We start from the raw sequence: 14554 nt of genomic DNA on the forward strand, positions 1-14554 counted from the left end.
AAAGCGTACTGAAACAAAACGAACTGAAACGAGTCATTAGCGGCTGGCAAAAGGGCACAGGATAGCGGAAAAGCAAAAAGCTGTATATCCAGCCATGAAAATCACAATAGCGTGCTACTCCTGCTCTGCCGCCCAAAACGCCTCAATCAGGCCACGGCTGGAAGCATCCATACGGGAAATATCACCGCCGCCATCAATGATTGCCTGGGTATCGGTGGCAATTTTCTTACCTAGCTCAACGCCCCACTGATCAAACGGGTTAATATCCCAAATGACCGCCTGTACAAACACTTTGTGCTCATACAGGGCAATCAGTGCCCCCAGCGTAAAGGGTGTTAGCTTGTCCAACAGGACCGTTGTAGAGGGCTGGTTCCCACGGTAGCGCTTGTGCTCTGGGCGGGGGCCATCATCCTCTAGGGCATCATCCCCCAGCATCAGCACTCGTGACTGAGCAAAGCAGTTCGCCAGCGCTAGGCGGTGCTGCGCTTTTAAATGGCGACGTGTATCCAAGTCTTCCACCTCATCGTAGCGCTTCAGCGGTGCTATAAAATCGCATACGACCGGCTGGGTGCCCTGGTGAAGCAACTGATAAAAGGCGTGTTGAGCGTTGGGACCAAGCTGCCCCCACAGCACTGGACACGTTGAATAATTCACCGCTTGGCCTTGGCGGGTCACTGACTTACCGTTGGATTCCATCTCAAGCTGTTCAAGATAGGCAGCAAAGTACTCTAAGCGTCCATCGTAGGGCAGTATCGAATGGGCACGAATATCCAGGAAATTGACGTTCCAGATACCCGCTAACCCCAGCAGTACTGGCAGGTTTTCTTCCATCGGTGCATCACGGAAGTGACAGTCCATTGCATGGGCACCCGCCAACAGTTCGCGGAAGTTATCCATGCCTACGACCAGCGCAATCGGTAGGCCGATGGTGCCCCACAAGGAGTAGCGCCCGCCGACCCAGTCCCAGAACATCAGTTGGTGATCTGAGGAAATACCCCACTCACTCATCTTTTCAGGGCTCGCCGACACACCAATGAAGTGCTGGCGAACAATTAACTCTGCGCTTAATGGCGCGGCACTGGGAAGATCGCCATGCTCAGAAAGCTTTCCTAATAGCCAGTCTTTGGCCGTATTAGCATTGGAAAGCGTGTCGATAGTGGTAAACGACTTGGACGATAAAACAAACAGGGTTGTTTCAGGATTAAAGCGACTTAGATAATCCGCCAGCTGGGAGCCATCCATGGTCGACGCAAAGTGCACGTCCAATGAGTGCCCCTCTTTTGGGCGATAATCTGCCAGCGCATGGGTGACCATTAACGGGCCAAGATCCGAGCCGCCGACACCTAAATTCACCACATGCCGGATCGGCTTACCGGTTGCACCACGCCACTGTCCCGCCTGCAAGCGCTGTACCAAACGCTCCATTTGGGCAAGGCTGTCATGCACAGCGGCCACCACATCTTCCCCTTCTACTTCCAGCGTGGCATCAGCAGGTAACCTTAAAGCTGTATGTAGTGCGGGGCGATTTTCACTGACGTTGACACGCTTCCCACTTAGTAACGCATCAATCTCCCCTGGCACCCCCGCTTCATGCGCCAGCCCCAGCAAGTGTTCAAGGGTGTCATCATCCCAACGCTGTTTAGATAAATCCAAGGTTAAACCTGCCACTTGGCGCGTGAAGTTCAACCAGCGACTGTCATCATCACCGAACAAATTTTTTAAGTGTACGTGTTGTAGCGTGTCAGCATGATGCTTCAACGTCTGCCATGCGGGTAGTGTATCGGGGGTTGTGCGTGTTGCTGAAGCCATATGCCCTCTCCTTTGGCGTCCTTCCGTGCGGCAGGAATCTGTTATAAACAGGTCTGTTCTGGTGTATCAAGGGCGCGTAAACTACGCAGCCTCATTAATAATCCTGGCTTGCCCATGAGTGATGCATCTTACCGCGACGCTATCTTTTCAACACCCTTAGATAAGGTGGCAAGGTTCTCCTTCGACGAACAGGTCGTTGCGTGTTTCCCTGATATGATCCGCCGTTCAGTGCCCGGTTACGGGCAAATCCTCGGCATGTTGAGCTTAATTGCCCAACGCCATTTGCGCCATGGCGCTCACGTTTACGACCTAGGTTGCTCGCTGGGCGCATCCGGCCTAGCACTGGCGGGCGCACTTCCCGCCGATGCCTTTCGCTATACCGGTGTGGACCTTTCACCCGCTATGGTGGCTAGGGCCAAGCAAACCTTTTTGGAAGAGTGCCCAGACCATGCCATGCAGATCGAGGAGGCCGACATACGCACGCTTGAGTATGCGCCTTCCGGCATGATCATTCTCAACTTTACGCTGCAGTTTCTGCCCCCTGCCGATCGCGATGCGCTGCTGAAGCGGCTTTACGATGCCCTTGAACCGGGCGGCGTACTGATTTTATCGGAGAAAACCATCGATGCCGATGAACGGGACAACGCGTGGCGGGTTGAGCGCTACCATGACTTCAAGCGCGCCAATGGCTACAGCGATATGGAAATCAGCCAAAAGCGCACTGCGCTGGAAAACGTGCTAATTCCCGACACGCTTGATGCCTTACATGGCCGCTTAGCCCTAGCGGGCTTTCCTCGCTCAATGACCTGGTTCCAGTACTTGAACTTTACCTCGCTGATCGCCTTCAAGGAGGGTTAAGGTGCCGCTGTTACCCGATGATCATCGCGCGCTTTATCAGGCATTTTTAGATCAAGCCAGCCAGGATGCCACACTGACACCCTGGCTTGCCAAGCTGCCCGAACAGCTGGCCAATGGATTAGATCGCCAGCGCCACGGCGACCTGTCCGCCTGGGAGAAGGCAGTTGCCAAACTACCTGCTCTGCCCGAGGAGCGCCACGTCGACCTTACCAGCGATACAGTGAGCGTTGATGTCGCTTTGAGCGATAGCCAAAAGCGTCAGTGCTTTAACCTGCTGCGCAAACTATCGCCCTGGCGCAAAGGCCCCTTTCGGTTGGGCGGTATTGATATTGATACCGAATGGCGCTCCGATTGGAAATGGCAAAGAGTCGCCCCGCATCTTGCACCGCTAAAGTACCGTAAGGTATTGGATGTTGGCGGTGGCAGCGGCTACCACGCTTGGCGCATGGCCGGCGAAGGCGCAGCCTTTGTGCTTGTGATTGATCCTTCACCACGTTTTTATTGGCAGTTTCAGGCGGTGCGTCACTTCGTTGGCAATGCCGACGGCGGCCGCACGCAGTTTCTACCAGTAGGCATTGAAGATGTGCCGGAAAAGCTGGGGTTTTTCGATACGGTATTTTCCATGGGCGTGCTCTACCACCGCCCTTCGCCACTTGAGCATTTGCAGCAACTAAAAGAGGCGTTAGCCCCTGGCGGTGAACTGGTGCTAGAAACACTAGTGGTGGAAGGCGATGAGCAAACCGTGTTTGTACCTGGCGAACGCTACGCCGCGATGCCTAATGTTTACTTCCTGCCCTCTTCAAAAGCGCTATGTCACTGGCTAGAACGGTGCGGTTTTACCAATGTGCGAGTGGTCGACGAGGCACTAACAACGCTTGACGAGCAGCGCTCAACCGAGTGGATGACCTATCAATCGCTAGCCGATTTCCTCGACCCCAGCGATCCAACTCGCACCATTGAAGGCTACCCTGCACCACGTCGAGCGGTGATTATCGCCAACCGAAACGGATGTTGATGGGCTGTGTCGTACGCTTGTGTCAATCAAGCTTGTAATGATCGTACTGTTAATAACACGTTTTTTTGTAACAGTTCTTAATTACTTAGATCGTTATGGGATAGCCCATAATGTCATCGCTCATATAGGCACAAGCTCACTAATGGGATATTAATCAAGGAGTAAAGATGGGTTTTTTAGCGTGGATTCTATTCGGCCTTATCGCCGGTGTGATTGCAAAAATGATTATGCCTGGTAAAGATCCAGGTGGCCTTATCATTACTATTCTTCTTGGCGTTGCCGGCGCATTCGTTGGCGGCTGGATTGGTTCATTCGTTGGTCTTGGCACCATGGGCGACTTTAGCTTTGGTAGTTTTGGGACCGCTATCGTAGGCGCATTGGTATTGTTGTTCGGCTATCGGATGATCAAGAAGTAAGCATCTCACATTGCCCATACGACAAAAAAAGCCGCTCAATAGAGCGTAATGCCAGTCAGTTAAGCCTGACTGGCATTAGCCGATGGGCTGGTTTTTTTGTTTAATAAGTGCCTGGCGGTGACTCCACCCCAGCCCTTCGAGACGCCCTCGTCATTCCCGCAGGCCCTTAGCGGGAATCCATGTTGACCTGGGGTTCTGGGCTGCTGCAGGTCAAGGTCAAGATCAAGATGGATTCCCGATAACCCCACTCGGGAATGACAGTGCGGTAGCTGGCATTAGCCGATGGGCTGGTTTTTTTGTTATTCAACAGGGCTTGGCCAGCGCTCACTAATCTCAACGCCGCAAAATCACCAGCCAACGGCCAAGGTTCATCACGCTGGCCAGCGAAGCAGCAACGTAGGTGAACGCGCAGGCGGTAAGCACATGGCGAGCGCCGGGCATGTCATAGGGCGGCACGTACTCTTTAAGCAGTGGCAGTGCACGGTTAAAGCTGGCATCGAACTCAACGGGTAGCGTCACTAGGTGCACCAGCGCGGCGGTACCAAAACTAATGACGGCCATGGCAATAACCGCTGCCAGCCCACCGGGCAGCCTTGTGAGCACAAACAGAAACGGTGCGGCCATCATTAAAATAGCGCCCAGCTTTTCTGCCTTTTGCGCTACTTGAACCAAACGACTTCGGGCTAGCAGAGGCGCGTAGCCTTCATGGTGTTGAATAGCGTGCCCAACCTCGTGGGCAGCAACGGTCACCGCCGTCAGTGAACGGCCATCATAGTGGTCCGGGGTGAGACGTACGCAGCGCGATTCCGGGTCGTAATGATCGCCAAACTCGGTACGCTCTACCCTCACGCCTTCTACACCTAAACGACGTAGCAGATGCTCGGCAAGCTCCGCGCCGGTACCCGGATAGTCATCCCGTCCACGGGTGTGGCGTTTCAATACCCATTTTGCCCATAGGTTAGGCAGAACAAAAATGGCCAGCGCCAATACGATTAACACAATGACCATGATCACACTCACCACTGATGAAGAACCTAAATTAACGACCCGCTAACCCGTGTTTAGTTTTACCATGAGCACAAAATAGGCGCACTCACCTGCAACTATTCAGGGTCATTGTGATGCGCGTCTACATCCCGTTGTACCGCTTGCAGACCTCTGGCAGAAATATCGCCTTTAGAGTAGGCATGTTCGGCGATCAAAATACTGTCAGCAGCGAGTACCAATTCACAATCAGTATGGGCAAGTTCATCCCGTAAACGCTGAATCGCCTCTTCCCGCTGAGGATCCTTATCAACTCGACGAATATAGATCGCTTTGATTCGCGTCGGATATGCCTTCACCACCTCGGTATAAACCTCTGGGTCGTGCTGGCCGCTGTCACCAATCAAAATACAGGGCATATCGTGATAGAGCGCTAACATGCGGTCGATCAAATCACGCTTGTGCGCTTCGGCCCGCCGCGGCCACGGGCGGCGCAGAGAAATCCCCCACTCGCGTAGGAATAGAATAGGCCCAACAGGAATACGGTTAAGCTGAAAGAAGGTTTCCAACATCTCATAGATTGCCCAGGGCCCTCGGGAAACATACAAAATAGGCCGTTCAGCTTTCTCAGTTTCTCCTCGATACAGCGCCTGATAAAGCGATGCCACCCCAGGAAAAGCCGTGCGTCGATGCGGCTTACGGACAAACAAGCGATACAGCATTTTGAGTTTTTCAGCGACGCCGGTGAACATGACGGTGTCATCAATATCACTGATCACCAACAGATCTGCTTCGGGAGGCGGCACGTAAACTTCGACGCTGGTGCGGATTGGCGGGTGGCCGTCAGCATGAACCATGATATCGGCACGATGCCAGGAAACATCAACCGGTAATGCAGTACTAATCGGCAAGTGAGCGTCAAAGTAACCGTCGCGGTCAGTCGTTAGACACAGCTGATTATCGCCAATGCGTATATCCACTTTGGCATTCGCGAGGCCGCGACGAAAGATACGCCGAGCAACATCCGCAGTATCCCGCAACATACCTCGCCGGGGTATCGCCCTACCTAACGCGGCCTGACGAAACACGCGCCCCATCACAAACACCTCTCGCTGGGAACCATAACCACGGTAGGGGTGCACCATCATCCCCCCATGACCGCTGTCGCGCTTCATCGGCTGTGCCACCACGTGAGCCAACCGTTTGGCAAAACTTACCCACGGTTGATACCACGCCATTACTGGCACCCACACGAAAAACACTCAGCCACGTCATCGGCAACCGCTATATTTTGCGTCATTCCCAACATTGTTCACTTCCTGTGATGGCTCTGTTAAATAGCTAAACGGTCACCAGTGTGGCGTAATGGCGGGTGTCCCTCAACCGCCAAAAGCCATATTGCTAAGCGTTGTACAACACTTCTCCCAAGCCGCTCACGTTATAGCCTTGCAAAGCCCCCGCCCGCTGGATAAAACGCTCCTGGCGAGTAAATGAAATAAGCGCCTGAACCGCTGGTTCGAAGTAACTTCGGCGGTGCATCACCAAGTCAAATGACTCTTCAATTAGCGGTATAAAGTGTAGGTGTTGACGACGGGCTGCAGCTTCGACCCCAAGTCCAACGTCCGCTTCACCTTGAGCAATGGAAAGGGCTAAATCATCTTCGCTCAACGAAACGTTAGCTGCCCAATTGAGTGTGCTCGGTTCAATCGCTGACCGCTGTAGCAGGCAACGCAGTAACTGAGCCGCACCTGCATCAGGCTGACGGTGGGCAAGCGTAGCCTTCTGGCGAGAAACATCACTGAGCGTTTGAATGCCCAGTGGATTTCCCGGCGCCACTAGCAACCCCTGCTGGCGCTTCGCCCAATGCAGCACGATTAAGTCCCGCACCCCCCCCAGCCCTAGTGCCGCTGGCTCGTTATAGCGCCCGGATTCAAAGTTGAGTAAGTGAATGCCCGCCAGCAGCGCTTTTCCTTCCATCAAACGGCGCAGGCCATCACCACTGCCGTGGCACAGTGAAGCCAAATCACTACCGCTTTCGCGAACCGCCCACTCCAACAGTGGATCTTGGCTACCCGCCACTATCAACGGCAGCGGTGAACGCAACGCTTGGTCACCTTCTAAATGGCTAAGCACCCACATATCGATATGCTGACGAGGAAAGAGCAATTTTCCGGTAGCGCGGCTGCAAGGTATCTGCCCCTGGCGCACCAAGTCATACACTTTTCGCTCTTTTAAGCGCAGGTAGTCGGCCACCTCTGCCGTGGTGAGGAATTCCCTTAACATGTTCATACGCCTCGCCATTTACTGCATATAGCTGCATATATTTCAGACCACAGTGCATTACATCAAGTTTGCGTACATGATGCTAGTAATGCACCTCAAAGTAATTGAAGTCACATGATATCGGTTGTTAAAAACGATGCTGAATAACAAAAATGAGGGTGCGAACGGCAATGTCCCCAAGTGAGAACCCTTTTTACACAGCGTTTGCCTTGATTCTGGGAATGGATCAGGGGCTAATCGATATCGTGACGCTGTCACTGCAGGTGTCGCTGCTGGCCGTACTGCTTGCTTGTGTACTGGCATTACCACTAGGCGCTGCACTCGCTCTTTGGCGCTTCCCTGGCCGCAATGCGTTGATTGTGCTGCTCAATGCGCTCATGGGCCTTCCCCCAGTGGTCGCTGGGTTATGTGTCTATCTGCTGCTTTCTCGCGCAGGGCCACTAGGTCAGTTTGGGCTGCTGTTTACGCCAACGGCCATGGTGATTGCACAAGTCATTTTAGTATTCCCGATTATTGCCGCGCTTACTCGCCAGCAAGTAGAGACACTGCATAACGAGTATGCCGAACAGCTGCGCTCTCTTGGCCTGAAGCAGCTACGGATGATGCCTACTCTACTGTGGGACGCACGTTTCGGACTATTAACCGTGATACTCGCAGGCTTTGGCCGCGCTAGCGCTGAAGTCGGTGCGGTGATGATTGTCGGTGGCAATATCGATGGCGTCACCCGCGTAATGACTACCAGCATTGTGTTGGAAACCAGTAAAGGCAACCTCCCCCTCGCGCTGGGATTAGGCATCGTGCTGCTTAGCCTTGTAACGCTGATTAATGCATTGGCTCACACGATCAGTGAAACGGCCAAGAGGCGACTGGGATGAACGCGTCTATTTTTCCACCAGCGAGTTTCCCCCAGTCTCTTATGACGACCGTGCCTACGCTACATTTTGAGCAGGTCAGTTTTGAGCATCGCGGCCATCGTTTACTCGCCCCCACCACGCTGACACTCTCAGGCTGCCAGCGCACACTTATTATGGGTCCCAACGGTGCAGGAAAGAGCCTGTTAATGCGTTTGGCACACGGCCTGCTCACCCCCAGTAGTGGGCACGTTAGCTGGCAGGGAGAGCCACCGGCCCAAGCCATGGTGTTTCAGCGCCCGGTGCTACTGCGACGCTCGGCAATCGATAATTTGACCTATGCCCTGGCAGTTAGCGGAGTGCCACGTCGGCAGCGCAAGCACATGGCCCAGCAGGCACTCGAAAAATTTGGCTTAGTCGCGCTTGCCAAGCGTCCTGCCCGGGTGCTCTCCGGCGGCGAACAGCAGCGCCTTGCGCTTGCTCGTGCCTGGCTACTTAACCCTGCCGTGCTGTTCTTAGATGAGCCTACATCTGCTCTAGACCCTGCTGCTATCAAGGCGGTTGAAGATGCGGTAAATGAATTTCACCAGAACGGCACGCGCATCATTATGACCACCCACGACCTGCATCAAGCACGCCGCCTAGCTGATGAGGTGGTGTTTATGTATAGCGGCCAAGTGCTAGAGCACACGCAGGCCCAAGACTTTTTTAACACGCCAGCTTCCACGCAAGCGGGAGCCTTTATTCGCGGCGAACTTGTTTGGTAACCCCAGGAGCAACCCTATGAAAAAAACCACAATATTGACTACCGCTAGCTTACTAACCTCAGGATTAGTAGGCCTCTCGTGGAGTGCCTCACTGCTCGCTAACGATGATTTCATCACCTTAGCGTCAACCACCTCCACTGAAAACTCAGGGCTATTTGACGCGATTATTCCTACCTTCACCGACACCACGGGCATTGATGTGCGTGTGGTCGCCGTAGGGACAGGACAAGCATTTGAGATTGCCCGCCGAGGAGATGCCGATAGCCTGCTGGTGCATGACACGGCGGGCGAAGAGCAGTTTGTCGCCGATGGCTACGCCAGCGAGCGCCTGGACGTCATGTATAACGACTTTGTGATTGTCGGTCCCAGCGATGACCCTGCAGATGTGAGCAGTAGTGCCAATGTCACCGAGGCTTTTTCACGTATCGCGGAAAGTGAATCACCCTTTGCATCCCGAGGAGATGATAGCGGCACCAACCGTGCCGAACTGCGTTTATGGGAAGGTGCAGAGGTGACCCCTCAAGGTGAGTGGTATCGCGAGTTAGGTAGCGGCATGGGGCCAACTCTAAACACCGCTGCAGGTATGAACGCCTACACATTCACTGACCGTGCAACCTGGGTAGCATTTGAAAACCCGCAAGACTTAACACTGTTATTTGAAGGCGACGATGCGCTGTTTAATCAGTACGGCACTCTGCTGCTTTCTGAACAGAAACACCCGCACTTGAAGCATGATTTAGCGGCCCAGTGGCACCAGTGGCTGGTGTCTGAAGAAGGACAGCAAGCGATTGCCGATTTTGACGTCAACGGCCAACAGCTGTTTTTCCCTAACGCGCAGGCTTCGTCTAACACACAGTAGCGCTGCTCCTTACGTAAAAGCCGCCTTGGTCTCAATGACCAAGGCGGCTTTTTGGTTCAGCTCACGTACCTGATAACAGTACCTGATAACAGTACCTACTAACAGTACTTGCTAACAGACCCTGTTAACGCAGCAAGTCACGCACATCCTTCGCTTCCCAGTGCGGAAAATGCTTACGCACTAGCGCGTTCAAATCACGCTCAAAGGCTGCCCAATCAGTAGCGCCACTGACCTGCTCGCGGGCATCGGCTGTTCCGCGAATCATGCCAGCGCCAACTGTTACGTTGGTCAGTCTGTCGATGATGATAAAGCTACCAGTACCAGGGCTGGTTCGATAATCATCCACTGGAATCGCGGCTGTTAACTCTACCTCACAGCGAGCAATCGCGTTTAACCCCAGCGAGTCAGTGGCGTGTCTTTCAAGTGTATTAACGTCAATCTGGTACTCGATGGCACTTACCTGCCCAGATAGATCTCGGGTGGCGAGCTTAAAGTCATACAGTTTTCCCGGCGCCAGTGCATCTTCATGCATCCATACAATATCCGCCATGAACGCATTAGAAAGCGGTAAGTCGGCGTCGGCACTAACAATCCAATCACCGCGGGAAATATCAATCTCATCTTCCAGGGTGACGGTTATTGCTTGGCCTGGATAAGCGGCGCTTAAGTCGCCGTCAAACGTCACAATTCGCTCAACCCGTGACGTTTTACCCGATGGCAGCGCCTTTACTTCCTGGCCTGGGTGCAGAATACCTGCCGCTAATGTGCCGCAATAACCGCGAAAATCCAGATTCGGGCGATTAACGTACTGTACCGGCAAACGTAAATCAGTGAGGTTTTGGTCACGGCTGATTTCGACACTTTCCAGCAGCTCAATCAGCGTTTTACCTTCATAATCCGTACCGAAATACCAAGGCGTCTGATCACTTGGGTTGACGACGTTGTCGCCGTTGAGTGCCGACATGGGTACAAAGCGAATATCCGGCGCGCTAAGGTTGGTGGCAAACGCGCGATACTCATCAACAATCTCGTTGAAGCGCTGCTCAGAGAACTCCACCAAATCCATTTTGTTTACCGCAATCACCAAGTGCTGAATACCCAGCAAATCGGCAATAAAGCTATGGCGACGAGTTTGGGTCTGCACACCATAACGGGCATCAATCAAAATAATCGCCAAGCTGGCTGTTGAAGCGCCCGTGGCCATGTTTCGGGTGTACTGCTCATGCCCTGGGGTATCCGCAATGATGAACTTACGCTTTTCGGTGGAGAAAAAGCGATAAGCAACATCAATGGTAATGCCCTGTTCTCGCTCTGACTGCAAACCATCTACCAACAGCGCCAAATCAACCGTATCACCGGTAGTGCCACTGGTTTTAGACGCTTGGGTAATTGCCGCCAGTTGATCTTCAAAGATCATTTTAGAGTCGTGCAGCAGTCGCCCGATCAGCGTAGATTTGCCGTCATCGACACTGCCGCAGGTAATAAAGCGCAGCAGGTCTTTGTTCTCGTGCTCGTGAAGGTACTGCTCGATATTGTCAGCAATTAAATTGGATTGATGAGCCATTAGACCTACTCCTTAAAAATAGCCTTCGCGCTTTTTCTTCTCCATCGAACCGACCTGGTCACGATCAATGGCACGGCCACTACGCTCACTGGTTTTGGTCAACAGCATCTCTTGAATAATCTCGGGCAGTGTCGCCGCCGTTGATTCCACCGCACCGGTCAGTGGATAACAGCCCAGCGTTCTGAAGCGCACAAACTTCTCTTCAGGCACTTCATCGGGTGCCAAGGGCAAGCGATCATCGTCAACCATAACCTGCATGCCATCACGCTCAACCACAGGACGCTTGGCGGCGAAGTAAAGTGGCACAATCGGAATCGACTCAAGATAGATGTACTGCCAGATATCCAGCTCGGTCCAATTCGAAAGTGGGAAGACGCGAATTGACTCGCCCTTGTTAACGTTGGCGTTATACACATTCCAAAGCTCAGGGCGCTGACTCTTCGGATCCCAGCGGTGGTATTTATCGCGGAAGGAGTAGACACGCTCTTTAGCGCGCGAGGCTTCCTCATCACGCCGTGCGCCGCCGAAAGCCGCATCAAAGCCATGCTTATCCAGCGCTTGCTTCAACGCTTGGGTTTTCATGATGTCGGTATATTTCGCACTACCGTGGTCGAAGGGGTTGATATTGGCAGCCCGCCCCTCCTCATTGGTATGCACAATCAGCTCCATTCCCGCTTCTTCTGCCATGCGGTTACGAAACTCGATCATTTCACGAAACTTCCAGGTGGTGTCCACATGCATCAACGGGAATGGCGGTGTCCCCGGGTAGAAGGCTTTGCGCGCCAAGTGCAGCATCACCGAGGAGTCTTTACCGATGGAGTACATCATGACCGGGTTACTAAACTCAGCGGCGACTTCCCGGATAATATGTATCGATTCAGCTTCTAGCTGCTTTAGATGGGTCAAACGTGCCGCGTCAGGTGTGGCAGACACCTCACGCTGGGACGCTGACGGCGCAGAAAACTGGTTCATTACCTACTCCCTCATAAAACGGTGCTTGCACGTGCAAACGCTATTTTCCGACTAACGGCAATGTTGCCGAAAGACGGTTATTTGAGGATAGGGTAACGCCGAGTCAATAATAACCCAAAAGAATTAATAACTATCTTTTTATATCTTTATTGCCTAACAGTGTCATCACAGGCACACACTATACGACAACACGCTCAATCCAGGTCTGCCAATCACTGCCATGAAGATCAATGATTCGATAGCCGGGTCGAGATGCTTCATCAATCGCAAACTGCTCAGCGCCGGGTAAGAACTGGTCTGCGATGGCAGGACAACCATACACGTCAATCTTGCCATCCGCGGTACGGTGCGACTGGGCATAGGCTTGGTGGGCATGACCAAACAGGATGATTTTAACCTGAGGGTGGCGGTTTAACAGTTGCCAAAACGCCTCGCGATCTTGAAGGCCAATAGCGTCCATCCACACAGCGCCCACATCAACGGGGGGATGATGCATCACAATCAAGGTTGGGCGATCATCTTCTTCCAGGCGCGCAGCCAGTGCGTTTAAGCGCTCAGCACCTAACTCGCCATACGGCTGGCCTTCCACATGAGTATCCAGCAGCAGTAATCGCCACTGCGCTAGATCGACCTCTTCCACCAGCGGGTGTTCTGCTTGCATGAATGCCAACTGATCGTGATTGCCAGGAATCCAGAACCATGGGCACGGCAATGATGCCAGCGCTTGGCATGCCAACGCGTAAGAGGCAGCCGTTTCATCTTGGCTTACATCACCGCTAAATACGACGATGTCAGGCCGCTCAGCGATCACGGCTTCCAGCACACGCTCAAACTGCTGCCACGGAATTCCCGCCCGTGAGCGAGCTGCCTTATCGGCATGCAGGTGCGAATCGGTAATCTGAACCAGCCGCATCAGGGTAACTCCGGCATATCACAGGCATGGCCATGGGCTAAGCCATGCGCCAGCCACTCACCTAGAAAGCGATTCAGCTGCAGCTTCTCATCTGGCTGATGCATTCTGGCATTCGGATAACGATAGCGACCACTAAAGTGGCGCTCACGCTGAAAATCAGTCACTTCTGCCATACGTACATCATGGTAGAGATGGACACGCATTCTGGGGCCTTCAATAACCGCATCTAGCGGCCCACTCTGGGTCACTTCCACCATCGTGGTATAGGGCGCCTGCTCCAGAATCTTAAGATGTAAATCGCCGAAATGCTGGTCATCGCCATGCAGCGCGATATCACGTCGCTGGCCACTTTCCATATCACCTACCAAACGAAGCATGCGCATATAGTTGGCGCTACACTCGCCCTGCAGGGACTTTAAATCGGTGACATAGGCGGTTCTAGCCATGTTCACTCCTTTTCAGATTCGCTTGGCATTGTCGCTGCTCGATGAGAAGCAGCACGCAGCGAAGCGCGCTGGCTCGCTAACCAATGTAGCCCAATCAAACACATGGCGTTATCGAGTCTTCCCTGTTCCAGGAGTTCCCATGCTGTCGGAAAAGCCACCACATGAACACGGATATCTTCGTGCTCATCATCCAGGCCATGAATTCCCCCCATACCCTGGGTATCGACTAAACCACAAAATAGCGTCACGCGTTCGTTACACGCCCCTGGGCTTGGATAATAAGTATGCAATTTCGTCAGCACGCCAACCTGGCAGCCAGACTCTTCCATGGCTTCGCGGCGGGCAACATCTTCAAGGGACTCGCCTTTATCTGCCAGCCCCGCCACCAACTCTAACTTCCAAGGGGAAAGCGGATCATCAATCGCGCCAGCACGAAACTGTTCGACAAGTACTAATGCGTCACGAGCAGGGTCGTAAAGCAGCACGCCAACAGCATCAAAGCGGTTATGCACCTCACGCCGCATCGTGCCGCTCCAGCCACCTTCAAACAGACGATGACGCAGTTCTAAGGCTTCCAAACGGAAAAACCCCTGATAAAGGGTCTCTCGCTGAATAAGCTCGACATCGTCTCGGCCTAACTGAGGCGGCGCTGACGCATCGGGCACTAATGAATTAGGGCTAGATGCCATGAAGCACTCCCAGTGTTAACAATCGTTCTATTATCAATGCTTACCACTGGGAATGCCAATGCGCCTATCAACCTTAGCGTTTCTATCAACCTTAGCGTTTCTATCAACCTTAGCGCTAGGCGCCTTGG

At 53.2% G+C, this 14554-nt stretch carries 15 protein-coding genes; 6 read left to right on the forward strand and 9 right to left on the reverse strand.

The annotated features are described in order from the left end of the window. Nucleotides 1–114: 114 nt before the first annotated feature. The gene (gene pgi, locus INT21_RS13270; RefSeq protein WP_193085328.1) at nucleotides 115–1809 is read right to left on the reverse strand and encodes a glucose-6-phosphate isomerase; all 1695 of its coding nucleotides are present in this window, start codon (nucleotides 1807–1809) and stop codon (nucleotides 115–117) included. 114 nt (nucleotides 1810–1923) lie between these two features. On the opposite strand from pgi, the gene cmoA reads away from it, so the two are divergent. From cmoA to INT21_RS13285, 3 genes are all read left to right on the forward strand, one after another. Next, on the forward strand, nucleotides 1924–2667 hold the full coding sequence (cmoA, locus tag INT21_RS13275; RefSeq protein WP_089037589.1) for a carboxy-S-adenosyl-L-methionine synthase CmoA: 744 nt from the start codon (nucleotides 1924–1926) through the stop codon (nucleotides 2665–2667). A gap of 1 nt (nucleotide 2668) precedes the next feature. Next, complete coding sequence (gene cmoB / locus INT21_RS13280; protein WP_193085329.1) at nucleotides 2669–3682, forward strand: tRNA 5-methoxyuridine(34)/uridine 5-oxyacetic acid(34) synthase CmoB; 1014 nt, start codon at nucleotides 2669–2671, stop codon at nucleotides 3680–3682. Nucleotides 3683–3849: 167 nt separating this feature from the next. Then, nucleotides 3850–4098: a GlsB/YeaQ/YmgE family stress response membrane protein gene (locus INT21_RS13285; protein ID WP_193061249.1), complete on the forward strand. Its 249-nt coding sequence runs from the start codon at nucleotides 3850–3852 to the stop codon at nucleotides 4096–4098. Nucleotides 4099–4431: 333 nt separating this feature from the next. Here INT21_RS13285 and INT21_RS13290 read toward each other — a convergent pair whose 3' ends face one another. From INT21_RS13290 to INT21_RS13300, 3 genes are all read right to left on the reverse strand, one after another. Continuing rightward, nucleotides 4432–5106, reverse strand: coding sequence for a zinc metallopeptidase (locus INT21_RS13290; protein WP_193061248.1), 675 nt, complete (start codon nucleotides 5104–5106; stop codon nucleotides 4432–4434). A 95-nt stretch (nucleotides 5107–5201) separates the two neighbouring features. Beyond that, entirely contained in the window at nucleotides 5202–6320 is a 1119-nt protein-coding gene (locus INT21_RS13295) for an App1 family protein (RefSeq protein ID WP_193061247.1), read from the reverse strand. A 163-nt stretch (nucleotides 6321–6483) separates the two neighbouring features. Next, nucleotides 6484–7371, reverse strand: coding sequence for a substrate-binding domain-containing protein (locus INT21_RS13300; protein WP_226924662.1), 888 nt, complete (start codon nucleotides 7369–7371; stop codon nucleotides 6484–6486). Between the two features lie 164 nt (nucleotides 7372–7535). On the opposite strand from INT21_RS13300, the gene INT21_RS13305 reads away from it, so the two are divergent. From INT21_RS13305 to INT21_RS13315, 3 genes are read left to right on the forward strand one after another with little or no spacing between them, the layout of a single operon-like run. After that, nucleotides 7536–8240 carry an ABC transporter permease gene (locus INT21_RS13305; RefSeq protein ID WP_193061246.1) on the forward strand — a complete coding sequence of 235 codons (705 nt, stop codon included), beginning with the start codon at nucleotides 7536–7538 and terminating at the stop codon, nucleotides 8238–8240. Further along, nucleotides 8237–8983 carry an ATP-binding cassette domain-containing protein gene (locus tag INT21_RS13310; protein WP_193061245.1) on the forward strand — a complete coding sequence of 249 codons (747 nt, stop codon included), beginning with the start codon at nucleotides 8237–8239 and terminating at the stop codon, nucleotides 8981–8983. Before INT21_RS13305 ends, INT21_RS13310 begins: the two co-directional genes overlap by 4 nt. Before the next feature lie 16 nt (nucleotides 8984–8999). Continuing rightward, on the forward strand, nucleotides 9000–9842 hold the full coding sequence (locus tag INT21_RS13315; RefSeq protein ID WP_193061244.1) for a substrate-binding domain-containing protein: 843 nt from the start codon (nucleotides 9000–9002) through the stop codon (nucleotides 9840–9842). 124 nt (nucleotides 9843–9966) lie between these two features. Here INT21_RS13315 and cysN read toward each other — a convergent pair whose 3' ends face one another. From cysN to INT21_RS13340, 5 genes are all read right to left on the reverse strand, one after another. Then, the gene (gene cysN, locus INT21_RS13320) at nucleotides 9967–11406 is read right to left on the reverse strand and encodes a sulfate adenylyltransferase subunit CysN (protein ID WP_089037580.1); all 1440 of its coding nucleotides are present in this window, start codon (nucleotides 11404–11406) and stop codon (nucleotides 9967–9969) included. Between the two features lie 12 nt (nucleotides 11407–11418). Further along, on the reverse strand, nucleotides 11419–12378 hold the full coding sequence (cysD, locus tag INT21_RS13325) for a sulfate adenylyltransferase subunit CysD (RefSeq protein WP_193061243.1): 960 nt from the start codon (nucleotides 12376–12378) through the stop codon (nucleotides 11419–11421). 178 nt (nucleotides 12379–12556) lie between these two features. After that, the gene (locus tag INT21_RS13330) at nucleotides 12557–13291 is read right to left on the reverse strand and encodes a phosphodiesterase (protein WP_193061242.1); all 735 of its coding nucleotides are present in this window, start codon (nucleotides 13289–13291) and stop codon (nucleotides 12557–12559) included. Continuing rightward, nucleotides 13291–13737 carry a DUF1249 domain-containing protein gene (locus INT21_RS13335; RefSeq protein ID WP_193061241.1) on the reverse strand — a complete coding sequence of 149 codons (447 nt, stop codon included), beginning with the start codon at nucleotides 13735–13737 and terminating at the stop codon, nucleotides 13291–13293. Before INT21_RS13335 ends, INT21_RS13330 begins: the two co-directional genes overlap by 1 nt. A gap of 2 nt (nucleotides 13738–13739) precedes the next feature. Further along, on the reverse strand, nucleotides 13740–14426 hold the full coding sequence (locus INT21_RS13340; protein WP_089037577.1) for an NUDIX domain-containing protein: 687 nt from the start codon (nucleotides 14424–14426) through the stop codon (nucleotides 13740–13742). Nucleotides 14427–14554: the final 128 nt, after the last annotated feature.

It is taken from the genome of Halomonas sp. 3F2F (assembly GCF_014897805.1).
Lineage (GTDB): Bacteria > Pseudomonadota > Gammaproteobacteria > Pseudomonadales > Halomonadaceae > Vreelandella.

Bases quoted from the DNA above. Each gene is read 5' to 3' on its own strand.
- INT21_RS13300 (WP_226924662.1), bottom strand. From the start codon at position 7,371: ATGAACATGTTAAGGGAATTCCTCACCACGGCAGAGGTGGCCGACTAC.
- cysD (WP_193061243.1), bottom strand. From the start codon at position 12,378: ATGAACCAGTTTTCTGCGCCGTCAGCGTCCCAGCGTGAGGTGTCTGCC.
- cmoA (WP_089037589.1), top strand. From the start codon at position 1,924: ATGAGTGATGCATCTTACCGCGACGCTATCTTTTCAACACCCTTAGAT.
- cysN (WP_089037580.1), bottom strand. From the start codon at position 11,406: ATGGCTCATCAATCCAATTTAATTGCTGACAATATCGAGCAGTACCTT.
- INT21_RS13285 (WP_193061249.1), top strand. From the start codon at position 3,850: ATGGGTTTTTTAGCGTGGATTCTATTCGGCCTTATCGCCGGTGTGATT.
- INT21_RS13340 (WP_089037577.1), bottom strand. From the start codon at position 14,426: ATGGCATCTAGCCCTAATTCATTAGTGCCCGATGCGTCAGCGCCGCCT.
- INT21_RS13290 (WP_193061248.1), bottom strand. From the start codon at position 5,106: ATGGTCATTGTGTTAATCGTATTGGCGCTGGCCATTTTTGTTCTGCCT.
- INT21_RS13335 (WP_193061241.1), bottom strand. From the start codon at position 13,737: ATGGCTAGAACCGCCTATGTCACCGATTTAAAGTCCCTGCAGGGCGAG.
- pgi (WP_193085328.1), bottom strand. From the start codon at position 1,809: ATGGCTTCAGCAACACGCACAACCCCCGATACACTACCCGCATGGCAG.
- INT21_RS13310 (WP_193061245.1), top strand. From the start codon at position 8,237: ATGAACGCGTCTATTTTTCCACCAGCGAGTTTCCCCCAGTCTCTTATG.
- INT21_RS13330 (WP_193061242.1), bottom strand. From the start codon at position 13,291: ATGCGGCTGGTTCAGATTACCGATTCGCACCTGCATGCCGATAAGGCA.
- INT21_RS13315 (WP_193061244.1), top strand. From the start codon at position 9,000: ATGAAAAAAACCACAATATTGACTACCGCTAGCTTACTAACCTCAGGA.
- INT21_RS13305 (WP_193061246.1), top strand. From the start codon at position 7,536: ATGTCCCCAAGTGAGAACCCTTTTTACACAGCGTTTGCCTTGATTCTG.
- INT21_RS13295 (WP_193061247.1), bottom strand. From the start codon at position 6,320: ATGGCGTGGTATCAACCGTGGGTAAGTTTTGCCAAACGGTTGGCTCAC.